Source organism: Enterococcus sp. AZ062, from assembly GCF_051715065.1.
Lineage (GTDB): Bacteria > Bacillota > Bacilli > Lactobacillales > Enterococcaceae > Enterococcus_B > Enterococcus_B mundtii.
Genome location: NZ_JBIOTB010000001.1, coordinates 543,574 through 563,611 on the forward strand (window position 1 = coordinate 543,574; position 20,038 = coordinate 563,611).

The 20,038-nt window shown below is 39.6% G+C and carries 22 protein-coding genes; 20 read left to right on the forward strand and 2 right to left on the reverse strand.

The genetic code is table 11. The features are described 5' to 3' along the window. Nucleotides 1–35: 35 nt before the first annotated feature. From IGJ00_RS02540 to IGJ00_RS02550, 3 genes are all read left to right on the forward strand, one after another. Nucleotides 36–1,415, forward strand: a complete 1,380-nt coding sequence (locus IGJ00_RS02540) for an FAD-dependent oxidoreductase (RefSeq protein ID WP_438844071.1) — start codon at nt 36–38, stop codon at nt 1,413–1,415. Nucleotides 1,416–1,704: 289 nt separating this feature from the next. After that, nucleotides 1,705–1,986: a hypothetical protein gene (locus IGJ00_RS02545; RefSeq protein WP_438844072.1), complete on the forward strand. Its 282-nt coding sequence runs from the start codon at nt 1,705–1,707 to the stop codon at nt 1,984–1,986. A 240-nt stretch (nt 1,987–2,226) separates the two neighbouring features. Continuing rightward, nucleotides 2,227–2,493 carry a hypothetical protein gene (locus IGJ00_RS02550; protein ID WP_438844073.1) on the forward strand — a complete coding sequence of 89 codons (267 nt, stop codon included), beginning with the start codon at nt 2,227–2,229 and terminating at the stop codon, nt 2,491–2,493. A gap of 130 nt (nt 2,494–2,623) precedes the next feature. Here the strand turns inward: IGJ00_RS02550 and IGJ00_RS02555 are convergent, their stop codons facing one another. After that, the gene (locus IGJ00_RS02555; protein WP_108145938.1) at nt 2,624–3,376 is read right to left on the reverse strand and encodes a MurR/RpiR family transcriptional regulator; all 753 of its coding nucleotides are present in this window, start codon (nt 3,374–3,376) and stop codon (nt 2,624–2,626) included. 155 nt (nt 3,377–3,531) lie between these two features. Between IGJ00_RS02555 and pfkB the strand changes: the two genes are divergently transcribed. The 17 genes from pfkB (at nt 3,532) to IGJ00_RS02640 (ending at nt 18,686) form a co-directional block, all read left to right on the forward strand. Beyond that, entirely contained in the window at nt 3,532–4,464 is a 933-nt protein-coding gene (pfkB, locus tag IGJ00_RS02560; RefSeq protein WP_115357271.1) for a 1-phosphofructokinase, read from the forward strand. Further along, nucleotides 4,464–5,855 carry a PTS fructose transporter subunit IIC gene (locus IGJ00_RS02565; protein WP_115357272.1) on the forward strand — a complete coding sequence of 464 codons (1,392 nt, stop codon included), beginning with the start codon at nt 4,464–4,466 and terminating at the stop codon, nt 5,853–5,855. Before pfkB ends, IGJ00_RS02565 begins: the two co-directional genes overlap by 1 nt. A 19-nt stretch (nt 5,856–5,874) precedes the next feature. Beyond that, on the forward strand, nt 5,875–6,330 hold the full coding sequence (locus tag IGJ00_RS02570; RefSeq protein WP_438844074.1) for a fructose PTS transporter subunit IIA: 456 nt from the start codon (nt 5,875–5,877) through the stop codon (nt 6,328–6,330). Then, nucleotides 6,327–7,310: a tagatose-bisphosphate aldolase gene (lacD, locus tag IGJ00_RS02575; protein WP_438844075.1), complete on the forward strand. Its 984-nt coding sequence runs from the start codon at nt 6,327–6,329 to the stop codon at nt 7,308–7,310. The genes IGJ00_RS02570 and lacD (IGJ00_RS02575) overlap by 4 nt, the downstream gene beginning before the upstream one ends. Before the next feature lie 375 nt (nt 7,311–7,685). Continuing rightward, complete coding sequence (locus IGJ00_RS02580; RefSeq protein ID WP_074801691.1) at nt 7,686–8,429, forward strand: GntR family transcriptional regulator; 744 nt, start codon at nt 7,686–7,688, stop codon at nt 8,427–8,429. A 1-nt stretch (nt 8,430) separates the two neighbouring features. Further along, entirely contained in the window at nt 8,431–9,609 is a 1,179-nt protein-coding gene (locus IGJ00_RS02585) for an SIS domain-containing protein (RefSeq protein ID WP_066025205.1), read from the forward strand. 20 nt (nt 9,610–9,629) lie between these two features. Continuing rightward, complete coding sequence (gene lacD / locus IGJ00_RS02590; protein ID WP_438844574.1) at nt 9,630–10,607, forward strand: tagatose-bisphosphate aldolase; 978 nt, start codon at nt 9,630–9,632, stop codon at nt 10,605–10,607. Nucleotides 10,608–10,664: 57 nt separating this feature from the next. After that, the gene (locus tag IGJ00_RS02595; RefSeq protein WP_010736309.1) at nt 10,665–11,144 is read left to right on the forward strand and encodes a PTS system mannose/fructose/N-acetylgalactosamine-transporter subunit IIB; all 480 of its coding nucleotides are present in this window, start codon (nt 10,665–10,667) and stop codon (nt 11,142–11,144) included. 13 nt (nt 11,145–11,157) lie between these two features. Then, nucleotides 11,158–12,048 carry a PTS mannose/fructose/sorbose/N-acetylgalactosamine transporter subunit IIC gene (locus IGJ00_RS02600; RefSeq protein ID WP_062805684.1) on the forward strand — a complete coding sequence of 297 codons (891 nt, stop codon included), beginning with the start codon at nt 11,158–11,160 and terminating at the stop codon, nt 12,046–12,048. After that, a complete protein-coding gene (locus tag IGJ00_RS02605; protein ID WP_074801680.1) occupies nt 12,035–12,844 on the forward strand; it encodes a PTS system mannose/fructose/sorbose family transporter subunit IID in 810 nt (269 codons plus the stop codon). Before IGJ00_RS02600 ends, IGJ00_RS02605 begins: the two co-directional genes overlap by 14 nt. 13 nt (nt 12,845–12,857) lie before the next feature. Next, nucleotides 12,858–13,259, forward strand: a complete 402-nt coding sequence (locus IGJ00_RS02610; protein WP_438844076.1) for a PTS sugar transporter subunit IIA — start codon at nt 12,858–12,860, stop codon at nt 13,257–13,259. A gap of 175 nt (nt 13,260–13,434) precedes the next feature. Next, the gene (locus IGJ00_RS02615; RefSeq protein ID WP_195339079.1) at nt 13,435–14,865 is read left to right on the forward strand and encodes a glycoside hydrolase family 1 protein; all 1,431 of its coding nucleotides are present in this window, start codon (nt 13,435–13,437) and stop codon (nt 14,863–14,865) included. A gap of 281 nt (nt 14,866–15,146) precedes the next feature. Further along, nucleotides 15,147–15,431: a hypothetical protein gene (locus IGJ00_RS02620; RefSeq protein ID WP_430608230.1), complete on the forward strand. Its 285-nt coding sequence runs from the start codon at nt 15,147–15,149 to the stop codon at nt 15,429–15,431. A 32-nt stretch (nt 15,432–15,463) separates the two neighbouring features. Then, on the forward strand, nt 15,464–16,432 hold the full coding sequence (locus IGJ00_RS02625) for a dimethylarginine dimethylaminohydrolase family protein (RefSeq protein ID WP_086334300.1): 969 nt from the start codon (nt 15,464–15,466) through the stop codon (nt 16,430–16,432). After that, nucleotides 16,402–17,238, forward strand: coding sequence for a tyrosine-protein phosphatase (locus IGJ00_RS02630; protein WP_438844077.1), 837 nt, complete (start codon nt 16,402–16,404; stop codon nt 17,236–17,238). The genes IGJ00_RS02625 and IGJ00_RS02630 overlap by 31 nt, the downstream gene beginning before the upstream one ends. 665 nt (nt 17,239–17,903) lie before the next feature. Further along, the gene (locus tag IGJ00_RS02635; protein WP_074801665.1) at nt 17,904–18,506 is read left to right on the forward strand and encodes a hypothetical protein; all 603 of its coding nucleotides are present in this window, start codon (nt 17,904–17,906) and stop codon (nt 18,504–18,506) included. 57 nt (nt 18,507–18,563) lie between these two features. Next, nucleotides 18,564–18,686, forward strand: coding sequence for a hypothetical protein (locus IGJ00_RS02640; RefSeq protein ID WP_438844078.1), 123 nt, complete (start codon nt 18,564–18,566; stop codon nt 18,684–18,686). A 145-nt stretch (nt 18,687–18,831) separates the two neighbouring features. On the opposite strand, the gene IGJ00_RS02645 is transcribed toward IGJ00_RS02640, so the two are convergent. After that, nucleotides 18,832–20,034, reverse strand: coding sequence for an NADH:flavin oxidoreductase/NADH oxidase family protein (locus IGJ00_RS02645; protein ID WP_142433659.1), 1,203 nt, complete (start codon nt 20,032–20,034; stop codon nt 18,832–18,834). Nucleotides 20,035–20,038: the final 4 nt, after the last annotated feature.

Consider the following 20,038-nt stretch of genomic DNA (forward strand, 5'->3'; position numbering starts at 1 on the left):
GATTCTAAACAATTGTTATGAGGAGGGTTTTGTCAATGGAAAAAACGAAAGTAATTATTGTCGGTGCATCACATGGAGGTCATCAATCCATTTTAGAATTACTATCTAGATACGGAGAAAATGTGGATATCACCTTGTTTGAAGCAGGCGACTATGTTTCATTTATGTCATGCGGCATGGAATTATATTTAGAGGATCAAGTCACTAGTGTGAATGATGTCCGTAATTTCAGACCGGAAAACTTTCCACAACCAAATGTGGGGATTTTAAATAACCACGAAGTTAAGACAATCAATGCAGATAAAAAAACAGTAACAGTTACACGTAAAGAAGATGGACATACAGAAGAGTATGCTTACGATAAATTGATCTTGAGTTCAGGTGTGAAACCAAACTCATTACCTATTCCAGGAACAGACTTAGAAAATGTGTATTTGATGCGTGGCTATAATTGGGCAACGAAAATCAAAGAACGCATGGCAGACCCAGCAGTGAAAAAAGTTTCAGTGATCGGTTCAGGTTACATCGGGATCGAAGCAGCAGAAGTTTTCTTGAATGCAGGGAAAGAAGTAACGTTATTAGATATGATCGATCGTCCTTTAGGTACTTACTTAGATAAGGAAATGACAGATATCTTAGAAGCGCACTTAAAAGAAAAAGGTATGGATATCAAAACTGGCGTGAATATCAAAGCCTTCACAGGTGACGGTAAAGTAGCAGCCATCGAAACAGATAGTGGCACGATCGAAACAGACTTGATCATCCAAGCTGCCGGTGTCAAACCGAATACCGAATGGTTGAAAGGCATCGTTGATTTAGATGAACGTGGCTGGATCATCACAGATGAATACCTACAAACAAACTTACCTGATGTTTATGCAGTAGGAGATGCAACACTTGCTTATTCGATCCCAGCAGGCAAAAAAGTGCCGATCGCATTGGCAACAGTTGCACGTCGAGAAGCACGCTATGTGGTTCAACACTTATTCGAACAAACACCAAGCAAACCATTTGGCGGCTTAGTCGGCTCATCTGCGTTACGTGTGTTTGACTATCATTTTGCTGCAAGTGGCTTGAACAGCTTCACAGCTGATCGCGCAGGCGTAGCCATCAAAACATCCTTCTATGAAGATACGATCCGTCCAAAATTCGTACCAGAAGAATTTGGGAACGGAAAAGCAGCTGTACAATTAGCCTATGATCCATTTACGCATCAATTGCTAGGTGGCGCTGTTTTATCAACGAAGGACATCACTGCACAAGGCAATGTCTTAGCGCTAGCGATCCAACAAAAATTAACGATCGAAGACTTAGCAGAAGCAGATTTCTTCTTCCAACCAGGACACGACCGTCAATGGAGCTTACTAAACTTAGCCGCACAACAAGCACTAGGTGAAGAGCCATTTGTGGAGTGAAAACTACATTTAAGTAATAGTAAATACGGAATAACAGGAGGATGGAAACATTCAGCCTGTTGTTCCGTTTTTTTATTTATTCGTAAGAGTTGTTTGGCTGAAGGGTAATATTGACGATTATGCTGTTAAAACAGCTTTTTAGGAATGTAATAAATTTTTATGATATTTTTTGATATGATTAAGGTGGAGGTTATTTTAATTTGTTAAAGTAATATTTTAGTGCTTTACGTATATATATTTGTAGAGAGGTACCGGTTACTTATTTATACATAGAATGGAGAGATGAAAGATGACCTACGTTCGAATATTCAAAATAATCCAACTGGTTTTATTGGCGCTAAGCATCTATTTTGCAGCAATGAAAAATACGATCTATACCATACTGATTATGCTATCACTATTTATTGAATATACCCAATCCGAGCAACCTAAAATTCCTTACAAATCGGAAAAAAAGGCAATCTATCTACCGAATCAAACATCTAGAACGGAAGTGGTGTTTGCGCTGATTCCCACGATTTTAGTTCTTATGATTTGCTCAATTTTGGAATTAGAATTGTATCATTTTTAGTAATAGGAATAATTTGAACCACGTTTATCTATTAGTAATAAAAATGAATACATAAAAGTATCGATCGTATGAGAATTTTAGAGAAGGTGAAAAGAGTGAGCCAAATAATTGTTCTCACCTCCTATCTAGTGATGACGATTCTATTGATTGTCATGTGGAGGTATAAAAATAATAGAAAATAGCAAGATAATCAAGATAGAAAATCTTCAAATAAAAGAAGAATAGAACGGAGAGATTAAAATGACCTACGCTAGAATACTCAAAGGAACTAGTTTGATTTTATTAGCTTCAAGTATCTATTTTGCAGCACAGAAAAATACTATTTACTTCACACTGATTTTATTATCGATACTTATCGCATATGCCCAACCCAACCGACCTAAAATTCCTTATCAATCGAAACGAAAAGCCATCTATCTACCGAATCAAACGTATGGAACGGAAGTGAAGGTTGAATTTGTTTTGACGGTTGTAGTTTCGATTATTTGTTTTGTTTTGGCGTGGTGACAAGACTTGAATGTAGAAGAACGTCATAAACCAAAAGTAAATAAAACTGAATCAACTCTTTCGTAAAGAAGCACCAATAGCCGAAATCTGTTTTATGTTTTCGGTTATTGGTGCTTCTTCCGCATTTTTTTCAATCCCCCTTCTTCACCCGTATCGCATACGAATCCAGCAAGATCCGCGCAATCACAGAAAGTGGCAGGCGAGAGCGGACTTCATATTCAGGGAAAAAAGAGATTTCGGATTTGAAGCCGATCAAGGATAATTCTGCTAAGTGATTCAAGCGACTTTCCCGTGAGGCGGTGATCAGGATCGAACTGATTTCCTCGCGGTAGCAATTCTCCGCTGCTGCTACGAGTTCTTCTGTTTCACCGTTTAAGGAAATAAAAAGAACGACATCTTTTTTGTGCAATTTGCGACTAACGGTTTTGATGATATTTGGATCAGTATGAAGGACACAATACTTATCGAGTAGTTGGAATTTTGTTTGTATTTCTTCCCCAATCATTTCTGAAAATCCTCTGGCAAAGATAATGATTCTTTGTGAACTCCAGATTTTTTGAATCGCATCTTCGATTACTCCTGTATCCAATAGATTGATGGTACGCACGACTTCCTGTTCGTTTTTTAGAATGGAAGTTTTTATTTCTTCATCTACTTTATCGACCGTAGCAAAATTGATGGTGGTATTCTTCTTTTCCTTTAAATGATGCTTAAAAGAAGTATAGCCTTCGTACCCTTTTTTCTTCATGGTACGAACGATGGTCGTGGTAGATACGTTGGCTCGTTCGCTTAGTTTGATAATTGATAGATTTGGGATTTCTTGGATGTGATTCATCATATACTCCCATAAAAAATGTTCTGCCTCGCTCAATTTAGGTTCCATTTACTCCTCCCCCTTTTCTTTTTATTCTACCACTGATGTAAACCCTTACTCAGATGAGTTTTATTTTGTAAACATTTACCTAAAATAGCGCTTATTTAGAAAACATGTACATCCAAAAACAGGTCATACTGTAGATAAAGTGAGGAGGGATACAGGTGGCTAACGTATATACATGTACGATGAATCTGGCGATTGATCTGTTTATTGAAGTGGAACGACTCAAACCGAATGTCGTGAACCGCTCAATCGATGATGACATCCAAGCAAATGGGAAAGGTGTCAATGTTTCATTGATTTTAAAAAAACTCGGGATACCAAATACTGCGTTGGGCTTTAGCGGAGGATTTACTGGGGCTTATATTGAGGAATGTTTGACGAAGGAAGGAATCAACGCTCATTTTGTTTCTATACCTGGAATGACTCGCATCAACGTATTTACACAAGTGAATGAGGAATCAAGTGAATACAAGTTGGTCAATCGTGGACCAGAAATCGACCAGTTAGCGATGGAAGAATTGCTTGAGACAATCAGTCATTTGTCAGCTGGAGATTATCTTTGTGTTTCTGGGAGCCTGCCAAGAGGGGTACCAGAAGAAATCTTAGTAATGATCAGTAAAATCTGTCATGAGAATCAAGTGCGCTTGATCTTAGATACGAGTGCTAAAATCGTTAAACGATGTCTAAAGTATCAACCATTTTTACTGAAACCGAATGAGCAGGAATTGGCAGAATGGTTTGATGAAGAAATAGCAGAAACGGAATATGTGAACTATTGCAAGAAACTATTAGCCGCAGGCGCTCAAAATGTATTGCTGTCATTAGGTGGAGCGGGCGGGATCTATGTGAACGAAAATTATTGTTTGACAGGAAATGCCCCGCAAGGAAAAGTCGTCAATACCGCTTGTGCCGGGGATACACTCCTAGCCACTTTTCTGGCAGGCTTGATCAAAGAAGAAAATAGTGCGGATTGTTTCAAGGACAGTTTAGCTGCGGGTAGCTCGACTGCGTTTCAAAAAGGATTGACTGATTTTACAGATGTCGCAGAGTTGAAAAAAGAAATCACTATTCATAAGGAGGAATTCAGATAATGGCTAAGTATCGATTAATTGCAGCAACTGGTTGTCCCACAGGTATTGCCCACACGTATATGGCACAAGAAGCACTGGAACAGGCAGCGAAGAAAAAAGGCATTTCGATCAAGGTGGAGACCCATGGTCAAGTAGGGGTAGAAAATCGTTTGACAGATCAGGAAATCATTGAAGCGGAAGCAGTGATTATTGCGGCGGATAAAGATGTCCAGCCTGAAAGATTTGCCGGGAAAAGGATCATTGATGTTTCTGTTTCGAAAGGGATCAAAGAAGCCGATCAATTGATTGCTGCGGCTTTAAACGGTGAAGGAGTGATTTCTGAAAAAGTCGAAATGGCGGAAGGAGATAAGGAAAAACAACATGCACAACAGAGTATTGGTCACAGCATCTATAAGAACTTGATGAATGGTGTTTCCCACATGTTGCCTTTTGTTGTCAGTGGAGGAGTCTTGATCGCCATTTCTTTTTTATGGGGGATTTATTCTGCTGATCCTGCCAATGCGCAATACAATGAATTTGCTGCGAATTTGAATCGAATCGGCGGTTTTGCGATGAGTATGATGGTGCCGGTCCTTTCCGCTTTTATTGCTGAAGGAATTGCAAAGCGTCCTGGACTGGTTGTTGGTTTTGTCGGTGGATTGATTGCCTCAGATGGTGGTACAGGTTTTTTAGGTGGGATTATCTCAGGTTTCTTGGCAGGGTATGTGGTATTGGGATTAATAAAAGCGTTAAAACCTTTGCCTAAAACACTAGATGGTTTAAAGGCAATTTTCTTATATCCCGTACTAGGGGTGTTGATTACTGGATTGATCATGACAGTCATTTCAGGACCGATGGCTAGTATCAATGAAGGAATGATGGATTTTCTAGCAGGGTTTGAAAACTCAAGTCCTTTAGTATTAGGGGTGATCGTCGGTTGTATGTGCGCATTCGATATGGGGGGGCCGATCAATAAAGCAGCCTACGTTACTGGAACTGCCCTGTTAGCACAAGGAAATACTAGCTTTATGGCGGGAGTTTCTGCAGCCTGCATTGCTCCACCGTTGATTACTGGCTTTGCGGTCTTGCTTTTTGGGAAATACTTCGAGCCAAACGAAAAGAATGCTGGTCTAGTGAATTTCATTCTAGGTTCAACACATATTACGGAAGGTGCGATTCCTTTTGCGGCAAAAGATCCGCTTCGTGTCTTGCCAATCATGATGCTTGGTTCGTCGATCGCCGCTGTATTGACCTATTTCTTTCGCGTGCAAGTACCAGCACCCCATGGCGGATTTCTCGTTTTACCAGTAGTGACGCATGGCTTATTGTGGGTTCTTGCGATTCTTGCTGGTTCTATTGCAGGGGGAGTATTACTAGGCTTGGTTCAAAAAAGAAAGTCACTGAGTGTGTGAAAGGGAGAGGATTCATTTGATGGAAAATTTATTTGTTTATACCAATGTGGCGGCGAATACTCGTGACGCGGTGTTTGCGTTTCTTTCAACAAAAATCGTTGAGGTAGGAAAAGCGACCAATGAACAGGCGGTCGAAATTGGTTTGAAACAACGCGAAGCAGAAGGTACGACTGGTATGATGGATGGCTTTGCGATCCCTCATGCGAAAAGTGAAAGTATAGAAGAACCAACGATCATTATTTTGAAATTAACGAATGCAGTCGCCTGGGATAGTTTAGACGGTCAACCGATCAAGTATGTGATTGCGTTGTTTATTCCAGCTGCAGAAGCAGGAACCAGTCATTTGGCGCTTCTTTCGCAAATGGCACGAATGTTGATGGATGAAGGCTTTAAACAAGCATTTATCACTGCTTCCACTCAAGAAGAAATTGTTGGGTTGATTGATTTTAAGTTAGAAGGGATGTTGAAAAAATGAGGAAAGTATCAGAGGGGAAATACCAAGCATTGGTAAACATGAGTAATCCAGACGGGATCATCGGGGCTTTAGCGATAGATCAAAGAGGCGCATTGAAAAAAATGATGGCGAAACACAAAGAGGAGGTCAAAGTGGATGATTTGATCCATTTCAAAGAACTTGTGTCCGAAGAATTGACACCTTTTGCTTCTTCGATTCTTTTAGATCCAGAATATGGGTTGCCCGCTGCCGAAAAACGCGCCAAGACAGCTGGACTATTGTTGGCTTATGAGAAAACAGGATATGATACAACGATACCTGGACGTTTGCCAGATACCTTAGCTTTTTGGTCAGCCAAAAGACTAAAGGAAGCTGGAGCAGATGGCTGCAAATTCTTGCTTTACTATGATGTAGACGAAAGCGAAGAAGTCAATGAACGGAAACAGGCATATGTAGAAAGAATTGGTTCAGAATGTCTGGCGGAAGATCTTCCTTTCTTTTTAGAATTGCTATCTTATGATGCAACGATCCCAGATACGACCTCCAAGGAATATGCCAAGATCAAACCGAAAAAAGTCATTGAAATGATGAAGATTTTCTCAGAGCCGAGGTTCAACGTAGATGTCTTGAAGGTAGAAGTACCTGTCAATATGACTTATGTTGAAGGTTTTGGAAAAGAAATCATTTATTCCAAGCAAGAAGCATCCGCTTTGTTCATCGAGCAAAGCCAAGCGACTGACTTACCGTTCATTTTTCTTAGTGCAGGTGTCAGTGCCGAAGGATTCCAAGAAACGTTGTACTTTGCCAAAAACGCTGGGTCTTCGTTCAATGGTGTTTTATGTGGGCGAGCTACATGGGCAGATGGTGTGGCACCTTTTGCGGATCAAGGGAGACAGGCGGCAAAAAAATGGCTTGCTGAACAAGGGAGAAACAACATTGAGGAATTAAATGGAGTCTTGATGAAGACAGCTTCGCCTTGGAAAAATAAGATTAGTCGCTAGTTGGTTAGTCATCTTGAAATAGCAAAAGAGAAACACTTTGAGCACCTAGACGTGGGAAATGAAGTGTTTCTTTTTTTTGTTATTTTTCATTGGAATTTAGCGAAATGCAAGAAAAAGAACCGTTGGATTTCTTCATTATTTTATAAATTTTCTAGGATAAACAAGCTTTTTAAGGACAAGCCTTATGCTGCTTTTTATGAGGTTTATGCTGTTTTTTTATTTTAAGTGGTATTTTCGAGGTATTTAAAATGTTTTTATATATAGTTGATTAAAACGTTGTTATATAGCGGTTTTTAAGCAATTTTTATGTTGACAGGTAGTTATTATTACTTTACGATTGTCTTGTGGTTATAACCAGTTGGAAGGGGTAAAGAAATGGAAAATTCTCGTAAAGGGAAACCGTTATATTATCAACTAGTTGATGTACTAAAGAAACGAATTGAGGCAGAAATGATCCCGCATGATAAATTGCTGTCTGAGAGGGAGTTATGTCTGTACTATGGTGTGAGTCGGACGACGGTTCGATTGGCATTGCGGGAATTAGAAACACTTGGCTATATTTATAAAAAACATGGAAAAGGAACGTTTGTCAGTGACTTATCGCATCAAGCAGCAAGTCTAGCTGGTGCTTACAGCTTCACAGAAGAAATGTTGGCATTGGGGCGTACACCGAAAACGATTATTTTAGCTTTTGAAAAACAAGCAGCGACAAAGCAGTTGGCTGAACGCTTGAATCTCAATCTAGGAGAAGCAATCTTCAAAATCAAGCGGCTACGTTTAGCGGATGATGTTCCTTTGATGGTTGAACGGTCTTATTTACCAGCAAAACTGTTTCTTGGCCTTGATTTGCCGATTTTGGAAAGCAAGCCTTTGTATGATGTTTTTCTGGAAGATTTTGATCAACATGTCCAAGTGGCAGAAGAGGAATTCTATGCCAGTATTGTTTACGCAAATGATGCCGAATTACTGCATATATGCGATGGGGCACCAATTTTACATTTGAAACGGACGACCTTCAATAGCAAAAACGAGATCATCGAATACACAGATAGTGTCGCAAGAGCAGACCAATTCCATTATAAGATCCGTCATGTTCGGAGTAATCTAGGAGGAAAATAATATGTTTGAACTGTCGAAGGATGAATTAGAAAAAATAGGTGCAAGGATCACTACAGAAGAAATCAAACAACAACCAGATCTGTGGGAAGAGGTTGTGGAAATCTTAGAAGAGAAGAAAAATGAATTAGCCCTTTTCTTTGATGCACTTGAAAAACAGGCAAACAAGCAACAAATCCAAGTCATCTTTACCGGTGCAGGCTCTTCTCAATATGTAGGCGATACGCTTGTTCCTTATTTGAATGAGCATGGAGACACCAAACGATTTGCTTTTCATAGTTTTGGTACGACCGATATTGTTGCTGCTCCAAGAGAGTATTTGTTTCCTGATCAACCCACGTTATTGATTTCGTTTGCTAGAAGTGGCAATAGTCCGGAAAGTCTGGCAGCGGTCAAAATCGCCGATCAAGTCGTGGATACGTTGTTCCATTTAGCGATTACGTGTGCAGAAGAAGGACAATTAGCACAAGTCGCACGTGAACAATCGCAACATTTCTTGTTGTTGATGCCAAAAAAAGCAAATGACGCTGGTTTTGCCATGACAGGTAGTTTTACTTGTATGTTATTGAGTGCCCTTTGGCTGTTTGATCAAGCGAGCCAAGAAACAAAACAAAAGTATGTCACTTCCTTGAGTCATATCGGCAAAGATGTTCTGAAAAGAGAGCAAGAACTGATCCAAGTGTTAGCAGTACCATTCAATCGGGTCGCATATCTTGGCTCAGGTAGCTTGGCTGGTGCCACAAGGGAAGCACAGTTGAAAATCTTAGAGTTGACTGCTGGAAAAATCGCGACGATCTTTGATTCTTCGATGGGCTTTCGTCATGGACCAAAATCCTTTGTCAATGAGCAAACTTTAGTGATCGGGTTTGTGACGAACCAAGCGTACACACGCAACTATGATTTAGATATTTTGGAAGAAATCAATGGCAATGCGATTGCTGCAAAGGTGTTAGCCATTGCTCAATCGACGCAAAGAGACTTTTCTGGAGCAAACTTTTTCCTAGAACCAGTCGCGCTAGAATTACCTGATGCCTATCTATCCGTAGTGATGATTTTGACCGCACAAATCATTGCTCTTCAGATGTCGATCAAAGTTGGTAATACGCCTGACACACCTTCACCGACAGGAACGGTGAATCGAGTAGTCAAAGGTGTGACGATCCATGAGTACCAACATGAATAACAAGGAGGTCAATAAAAATGATGACACCAAATAAGAAAAAAGCGATGGAACAATTAGTAACAAAAGACGGCATCATCAGTGCATTAGCAATCGATCAGCGGGGAGCATTGAAGAAAATGCTGTCGGCTTTAGGAGAAACACCCACAGATGAACAATTGATTGAGTTCAAAGCGTTGGTTTCTAGTGAGTTGACGCCCTATGCTTCAGCTATTTTATTAGATCCTGAATATGGTTTACCCGCTGCCAAAGTACGTGATCAATCCGCTGGTTTGCTCTTGGCGTATGAAAAAACGGGATATGACGTATCGACTCCTGGACGGTTACCGGATCTATTAGGAGACTGGTCTTCCTTGAGATTAAAAGAAGAACAAGCAGATGCAGTGAAATTTTTACTTTATTATGACGTTGATGAAGATCCAAAAATCAATCATTTGAAACACGTCTTTATTGAACGTCTAGGAAGTGAATGTGCAGGAGAGGATCGACCGTTTTATTTAGAACTGCTTTCTTATGATGCAGGAATAAATGATAGCGCTTCATCTGAGTATGCAAAGGTCAAACCGCATAAAGTGGTTGAAATGATGAGAGAATTTTCAAAGCCTCGTTACCAAGTAGATGTTTTGAAAGTCGAAGTACCAGTCAATATGAACTTTGTCGAAGGTTTTGGTGACAAGGAAATCGTCTATAGTCGAAAAGAAGCAGCTGACTTTTTCAAGGCGCAAAGCGAGGCGACGCATTTACCATTTATTTTCTTGAGTGCTGGTGTATCTTCTGAACTATTCCAACAAACGTTAGTCTTTGCTCATGAGTCAGGTTCCACTTTCAATGGTGTCTTGTGCGGAAGAGCGACTTGGAAAGATGGCGTCAAAGCTTATGTAGATGCTGGGAAAGAAGGAGCCGTCAAATGGTTACGGACACAAGGTAGACAGAATATTGAGAACTTGAATCAAGTAATCAATCAGACAGCGACACCTTGGTATCAAAAAACAGGCGAATAATGTAAGCGTTACCTTTAGTTTGAGAATGAACAATTTATTTGTAAAGGAGAATGAACAATGGCAATTATTGGTGTAAGAATCGATGGACGTTTGATCCATGGACAAGTCGCGAATCTTTGGGTAACGAAGTTGTCGATTACTCGGATATTAGTTGTAGATGATGAGGTCGCAATGAATACAGTAGAAAAAAGTGGCTTGAAATTAGCCACACCAGCAGGAGTAAAGTTAAGTGTCTTACCGATTGAAAAAGCCGCAGAGAATATTCTCGCTGGGAAATATGACTCCCAACGCTTACTGATCGTCGCAAAAAAACCTGATCGATTGTTGAAACTTGTTGAACGAGGCGTGCCGATCAAGGAAGTCAATGTAGGGAATATGTCTCAGACAAATGAAACCAGATCAATCACCAAATCGATCAATGTGGTGGAAAAGGATATTGAGGATTTCAAACAGTTAAATGCGCGTGGGGTCCATTTGACCGCACAAATGGTACCAAGTGATAAGTCAGAAGATTTTATGAGTCTTTTGAATAAATAAGGGGGTTAAGTAGATGTCCATTCAATGGTGGCAAATCTTATTATTATCTTTATATGCAGGTTATCAGATTTTAGATGAACTACAAATTTATTCCTCAATGAGTGCCCCCGTTTTTGCCGGTTTGTTCACCGGATTAGTCATGGGGGATTTACAAGCTGGTTTAATTATAGGTGGTAGTATGCAATTGACCGTTCTAGGTGTTGGGACATTTGGCGGTGCTTCAAGGATCGATGCAAACTCCGGAACGATACTAGCAACTGCTTTTTCCATCTCATTAGGGATGAATCCAGAACAGGCAATTGCGGCTATTGCAGTTCCTGTCGCTAGTTTAATGATCCAATTGGATATTTTAGCTCGATTTGCGAATACGTACTTCGCTCATCGTATCGACCAACATGTTGAAACAATGAATTATAAAGCAATTGAACGCAATTATTTATTAGGTGCTCTTCCTTGGTCCTTGTCACGTTTGATCCCTGTCTTTTTAGCCTTAGCATTTGGTGGCGGACTAGTCGAAAACGTCGTCGCTGTGCTAAATGGCGATTTAAAATGGTTAGGAGATGGCTTATCTGTCGCAGGAGCGGTATTACCAGCAGTCGGTTTTGCTATTTTACTACGCTATTTACCAGTCAAGAAACATTTTCCTTATCTGATTTTAGGTTTTACGATCACTGCCTTATTAGCAACGTTGTTCTCAAATGTCCAGTTGCTTGGCACGAGTGTCGCAAGTGTCGTCAAAGATTTGCCGGCAACCTTCAATTCATTACCGATGCTGGCAGTAGCAATGATCGGTTTCTCTTTAGCAGCGATCAGCTATAAAAACAATCAACGAACAGAAAACCAGCAAGTAGCAAGTCCCCATACAACCTCTGAGGAAGGAGAAATCGAAGATGACGAAATCTAATTACAAGTTAACGAAAGAAGACTTTACACAAATCAACCGCCGAAGCTTGTTGACCTTCCAATTAGGCTGGAATTATGAGCGGATGCAAGGTTCAGGCTATCTCTATACGATCCTGCCACAATTGCGAAAAATCTACGGAGATGATACGCCGGAATTAAAAGAAATAATGAAGACTCATACACAATTTTTTAATACCTCTAACTTTTTCAACACGATCATTACTGGGATCGATTTAGCGATTGAAGAAAAAGAAGGTATTGCCTCAAAAGAAACTGTCTCTGGGATGAAAGCTGGATTGATGGGACCTTTCGCCGCGATTGGCGATTCCATTTTCGCCGCATTGATTCCGACCATTTTTGGGGCATTAGCCGCCAATATGGCGATCAATGGGAACCCCGCAGGTATTTTTATCTGGATCGTTGCCCAAATCGTAGTCATGGTTTTTCGTTGGAAACAATTGCAATTTGCTTACAAAGAAGGGATTTCTTTAGTGACCACGATGCAATCACGATTAACAGCGCTCACAGATGCCGCAACCTTGTTAGGGGTGTTTATGGTCGGTGCATTAGTTGCTACAATGGTGAATGTGCAAGTTTCCTGGGCGCCGAGCATTGGTGATGTGACGATGAACATGCAAAATAATATTGATATGATCCTACCTAAATTATTACCAGCCGCGATAGTTGGCGGTGTCTATTGGTTATTAGGCAAAAAGAATATGACCTCCACCAGAGCAATTTTTATCGTCTTGATCATCTGTGTCGTTTTATCCGCTTTAGGTGTGATCTCAAAATAGGAGAGTGTTGAAAATGAGCAAACAGTTAGTTCTTGTCAGCCACGGACAACTTTGTGAAGGACTAAAGGCAAGTACCGAAATGATCATGGGACCGCAAGCTCATATTCATACAGTGCCTTTATTGCCGGAAGAAGGAACAGAGGATTTCAAAGAAAAATTTTTTGCGGTGGTTTCTTCGTTGGAAGACTATGTTGTTTTTTGTGACTTGATGGGCGGGACGCCAGCAAATACTATTGTCCAATTGATCATGGAAGGCGAAGCGATCGAATTATATGCTGGCATGAATATGCCAATGGTCATCGAGTTTATCAATAGTCAAATGGTCGGAACATCGCCGGAATATGTTCGTTCTGGTGCAGAGAATATTCTGAATGTGAACCAAGTAATTGCTGCATTGGCTGAAGAGGACGAATAAATCAATGTTTGACAACGTTTACAAAAAATAGTATCTTTTTAGATAGGATAGTGATTATTCAGTTAAGCTAGACCTGATCAACGGCCTTTTTAGGTGGTTGATTGGGTCTTTTTTTATACTCAATAATAAAATAACTGTAAGACTATCATACCAAACTGAAAAGGGGCAATGACTGATGAGTTTTCCAAAGAATTTTTTATGGGGTGGCGCAACAGCGGCAAATCAATGTGAAGGAGCATGGGCTGTCAATGGTAAAGGAGATTCGATCAGCGATCACAATCGTGCAGGCAATCGTGAGATGGGGAAACGACGTACCTTTGATTTGGTGATCGATGAAACCAAGTATTACTATCCGAGCCATACAGCGATTGATTTTTATCATCGCTACAAAGAAGATATCGCATTATTTGCGGAAATGGGCTTTAAAGCCTATCGTTTATCGATTGCGTGGACACGGATTTTTCCTAATGGTGACGAAGAGCAGCCAAATGAAGAAGGGTTGAAATTTTATGATGCAGTGTTTGATGAGCTACATAAATATGGGATCGAACCGATCGTGACGATCTCACATTTTGAGTTACCGTTTCATTTGGGAAAAACGTATGACGGATTTTTAGACAAACGAACGATCGAGTATTACGAACGTTACGCAACGACACTTTTTGAACGCTACAAAAGCAAAGTGAAATACTGGTTGACCTTCAATGAAATCAATTTTGGTGTCTTAGAACATGGCAAACAAATCAATGGATTATTTAATCGAACTTATACGGAAACAGAAAAATATCAAGCCTTACACAATGTCTTCCTTGCTTCTGCTCGAGCGGTGATTGCTGGACATAAAATCAATCCTGATTTTCAGATCGGCTGTATGTTGGCGTATATCACGATGTATCCTAAAACCTGTCATCCATTAGATGTATTGAAGACGCAACAAATGAATGACCGGTTAAATTATTTCTGTGGCGATGTCCAAGTCAAAGGAGCCTATCCTTATTACATGAAACGCTACTTTGAAAAAGAAAAAATCGAAGTGGACATCACAGAAGAGGATTTGGCACTCTTGAAGGAAGGCGTTGTCGATTATTATACGTTCAGTTATTACATGAGTACGTGTATTGCAGATGATTTAAATACTCGGTCAGATAAAAGTGGCGGCAATTTATTTGGCGGGGTGGCGAATGAGTATCTTGAAACAAGCGAATGGGGCTGGCAAGTTGATGCGGTCGGGCTGCGATATACCTTGAATCAAATCTATTCTCGCTATGAAATCCCAGTGATGGTCGTAGAAAATGGACTCGGGGCTGTCGATAAAATTGAACCAGATGGCTCGATCCACGATGATTACCGGATCGATTATCTCGCCCAACATATCCAAGAAATGGGGAAAGCAATCGATGATGGCGTGGACTTGATTGGTTATACTTCTTGGGGCTGTATTGATTTGATCAGTGCAGGAACTGGTGAAATGAGTAAACGATACGGCTTTATCTATGTCGATCGAGATGACGAGGGCAACGGAACGCTGACCCGCTCGCCTAAAAAATCATTTTACTGGTATCAAAAAGTGATTGCGACAAATGGTGAAAGCGTAGAAATGAAATAATTCGGTAGAAAATAGCCCACCTCCAATCGACTGGATGTGGGCTATTTAGTGAGAGATTTTGTAGGTTATGAGTCCAAAACCAACGATTATGATCGGTTTGATCTAGACGAAGTCAACTCATGTTATAGTAAAAAAAGTTGCTTCTGGCAGATAGTGGAGGTTGGGGAGCAGAGGTAACAGAATAGGACGCTCTTTTAACCAAATAATTAAAAAATATCCTAAGAAAAAGAGAAAGGGTGTTATTGTTAGATGATAACCGCTAGGATAGAAGGAGAGAAATAGTGAGAAAAATCAAAAATATCCAAATCATTCGATTGATCAAAATCATCCAGTTCGGTCTTTATTTTATGTCGTTGTTTTTATTTGCAAAATCCAGATATAAAGTGGCACTCTTACCTTTATCAGGCGGGACGATATTAGAAGTGCAACTCCCTAGAAAGTATGGTTGGGGATTTGTGAAAAATAAGGAAAATGTCTTTCTTTCTTCGAAAAAAACATGGGTCGAACCAATGGTTGCTTTGATTGTTTTAGTATTTTTGGTTGGTCTTGCCTGTTATTCCCTATAAAAATTCGAACAAATCGAGGAGGAGCAGAAACGATGGATCATATTTTTGTGAAAAGCGAGTTTGCACCACTAAAGCGGGTTGTTTTAGCACAGTCTGAATTTGGCTTTCCTACGAAAGAATTAACCGGTGTCGATTTCTTGACAGAAGAAAACCATGAGTTATTTAGTGGGCCTGAAGTGATAGGCAAAGACTTTAGTGAAGTTTTCCCAGAACAACAAAAAGCTTGGGAAGTCGAACGGAAGAATTTACAAAAAGTACTAGAAAAATATGGGGTAGAAGTCCTTTTACCAAGAAAGTTGACCTCTTTTGAAAAAGAACTAGGGCTAGAGTATGGCTACAGTAACTTTTTCACCAGAGACCCCTTTTTTACGATTGGGGATCTATTGATTGAAGGTTCATTAAAGCTCCCACACCGCAGAAATGAGATTCTACCGATTCGTGAGATACTCATGAATGAATCGAATGAGAATGACTGCTTGTATTTTTCTATTCCTAAGCCAGATATTTCGCAAGGTATCGATTCAGAACAAGGGCCTTTCTTAGAAGGTGGAGATGTTTTAGTATTAGGAAAAACGATTTTTGCAGGTAACTCAGGGTTAGCATCCAATACTCATGGTATTGAATGGTTAAGAAATCTAGTCAAACGATTTGGCTACAAAGTGATCGAAGTGCCACTTCATCCGACGATCTTGCATTTAGACTGCGCATTAAGCCTTGTCAAAGATGGATTGATGATCGTGTGTGAAGAAGCGTTCCTAAATGGTATCCCAGAACAGTTAAGCCATTGGGATCGGGTAGAGGTGTCTTTAGCACAAGCCTCTCGATTGGCGACGAACGGACTGCCGATCAACGAGACAACGTATATCACAGATCCAGAATTTACTTTTATTGGTGAAGAATTAGAGAAACGAGGGATCACAGTCGAGTATATTGACTATAAATTGACAAGGATCTTTGGTGGTTCTTTCAGATGCAGTACGCAACCGCTTCTGAGGAACTAAGTGGAAACGATCCTAAATATGGGAAAAGGAAGGTCATTGCAGAAATGGTAAAAATCACAAATTTTCGCGATATCGGTGGCATCAAAAATAGAAATGGCAAAGAAGTTTTAACAAATGTTTTCTTGCGTTCAGGTGAACTATCTAGTTTGACAGAAGAAGATGCTAGACATTTAGAAACCACCTATCGTTTAAGTAAAATCGTTGATTTACGCGGTGAAGATGAAATTCAGGCTCGACCAGATAAAACGGTTCCACAGACGAAATATATCCATATCGACATCATGAAAGATGTGGCAGACGAAGGCGCTGGGCTGGAAGATTTTGTGAAGATCGGCTCCCCTGAAAAAGCCACGAACTATATGACAAAAATATATGAAGATATCGCCTTGAATCCGACTTCGCAGAAAGGGTATGCTCGTTTCTTCCAAGAAGTACTTACTATGGATCAAGAGGAAAGCCTTTTATTTCATTGTTTTGCTGGGAAAGATCGAACGGGAATCGCAGCCTTGCTAATATTAGAGTCATTAGACGTTCCTCGCAAGGCAATCTATGTCGATTATCTACGTACGAATGAACTACGTAAAAAAGAAAATGCGATGATTTTGGCGCAAGCAAAAAAAGTCCACTTGAATGAGGGGAATCTAGCTGCTTTAGATGTTGCGTTGAATGTGGACAGCAGTTACTTGGACCGTTTTTATCAAGTGGTAGAACAGGAATACGGGTCGATCCAAACCTATTTGAAACAAGCCCTGGCTATCGACCAATTAAGTTTACAGGCAATGAATAATCAATTTCTTAAAGGTTGAGTTGCTATTTTTCATTACTCCGAAAGTTAAAACATTGATTTTTCAAAAAAATGTAAGAAACCAATCATATTATAATCAACTGTATCGATAGACTTGCTGATCTAAGAAATTAGGTCAGTTTTTTTGTCTTCCAATACTCAAGAGAACAGTTGAAAAGGGATTTAGTTTATGAGTATGTGATGATAAAAATATTTTTTTCGGTTTGTTTTGAGGAATAAATATCTTTTTTTAGGATAATTGAAGTGGATATCAGGTTGTGAATCACATTATTTTAATGATTATAAAGATGTGTTTTTTTTTTGTTTTTTAGTGTAATGGGATTTTTGCTTTTAGTTTATTATAAGTAAGGGTTTGAGATAGTTTTATATTTCCTTTTAAACGTTATTTTATTTTTACTTAATCATTCTTTTATATCAGGGGAATATGCGTGAGTACAGTATTCTTTCTGAATTAGAAAAAAATTATAAATAGATTAAAAATGGGTGAGGTGATATATTGTTGAGGAAGAAAGAGCTTTTTTATTAATAGCTGTGAAGCTAGATACATGAGTAAGATATATTGTTTGATTGAGCACGCTATAAGCTATTAATGACAAATTCTTTCACTTATATAGAGTTAGGGTGGGTGGCTACATGAGAAAGAAAGGTTTGTGAAAAAAACAACTTTTGATTTTCAATGTTGTGATGATGCTTTTGCCAGTTGGGCAAGTAATTGCGATTCACGTAGAATCGAAGGAATCACCAGAAGCACATAGCAATGACGAATTGGTTTTAAAAGACGATGTGTTCCATTTTAATAATATTCCGCAAGAAAACGGGACAGAAGAGTTTTCTCAATTTGAAGAAATTGAAAATGATAGGCTCTATGAGGGAGCGGAGATAAGTACTGAACTTATAGAAGCGCCTGAGTGGACTATTGAACAAAGCGATGTAGAAGCGTTTGTTAATGAGACTGAAGGGTTTGATCCTGCAGCCGTTGAATCTGGTCAACTAGGAACGATTCCATGGACAGTCGATGCTTCTGGGACACTGACTCTAGGTTCTGGCATCTTCGATGAGGAAAATAATGTTGGTGGTCGATATGGAGCGATGGATTATTTTAATCATACGTCCGCGAATCAAGAAATGATCAACAGCATCGTTATCACGGGCAGGATCGAATTACGGGGAAGTTTGATTGGAACAAGAAATAGTGTCTTATCGAATGCTGAGCAGGGGGAACATAACCAAGGATTTTTTGGAAAATTTACGAAATGTCCAAACAATTGAAGGAATGGAGTATTTAGATACGAGTCAAGTAACAAATATGAACGTATGTTTACCCAGATGCGCAATTTAAGAGAAATAGATGTGAGTCATTTTCATACAAGAAATGTAACGAATATGAACAGTCTGTTTTATCGAATCTCATCGGTTTGCTCTTTCATGTTATCTGGTCAAAAAGAATAGCTGAAAAATATCATCTTCTTATTGATCAGATAGTCTGTTTATGAGGTAACTAACAAGTTTTTCTGTGTTGCATCAAAAAAAGATCCGTTCGACTAAGAAACAGAAAGTCGAACGGATTTTCTTTTTGTTAATTGACTAGCAACTATCATCTGCGTCTTGGTTTTAGACTGTTTAGACCATGTCTAAACATTGCATCAAGAAGCGGTGACCAAGCGTTGGCTGTAAATTTAGCTTCTTTACCAGTCGCTAAGCGATTCATTTGTTGTTCATAATAAGAAAGACTAATAATGCTCCCAGCTTTTTTGTCGAGATTTTTCAGATGTGTCGTTAGACGTGGTAACTGAATGTCTTGAGCATGTCCTTCTGCTAGTTGATTTGGCAACTCTGGATTCATTGCTAGTGCTCGTGCTAGTCCAACCATTGCAATTTTTTCTTTAGTGATTACTTCTTCCATTGTTTCTGGTTGTGTCAGTCCACCAGTTAGAATGATTGGGGTTGTCACTTGCTGTTGGATATCTTTAGCAAAATCAAGGAAAAATGCCCCTTTCCCAACCTCCATGAATTTTGTTTTTTCGTAATTGCCACCAGAAATCTCAACAAAATCGATCCCTAGTTCCGCCATTTTTAAAATAACTTGACGCGAGTCTTCTTCACTAAACCCTTGAGCAGTAAAATCTGTGGAATTAAGTTTTAAACCAACAATAAATTCCGGTGTAGTGGCTTCTCTTAGCCCTTGGTAGATCTCAAGAAGGAAACGCATCCGATTTTCCAAAGAACCACCGTATTGGTCGGTTCGCTGATTATCTGCTGGAGAAAGAAATTGGTTGATGAGATAGCCGTGTGCACCATGGATCTGTACTCCAGAAAAACCAGATTCTTCCGCTATTTTACCAACTGTAACAAATTGTTCCACCAGTGTTTTGATCTCTTTAGTAGTTAGTTCTCTTGGAGGATTAAAAAATCCTTGAAGTTCTTCACCTATTGGTTGAGCAGTAGGTGCAACCGGTTGTGAGTTCATTGTTTTGGGTGACTGTTTGCCGGGATGATTGATTTGTAAAATAAATTTTGTATGGTTTTCTGTTCCAGCTTTGGCCCAGGCTTTTAAAATTGATTTATCTGTATTTTCATCTATAACAACATTTCCAGGTTCACCTAAATGATCACGATCGACCATGACATTTCCTGAAATTAAAAGTCCGCTACCGCCTTGAGCCCAACGGTGATAAAGATGAATATGTTTTTCAGTTGGGTTATTTTCTTTGTCGGCAAGTGTTTCACTCATTGCAGATTTGACGATTCTATTTTTTAAGATTGTTTGATTTGGTAAAGTGATTTCTGATAATAGCATTGAA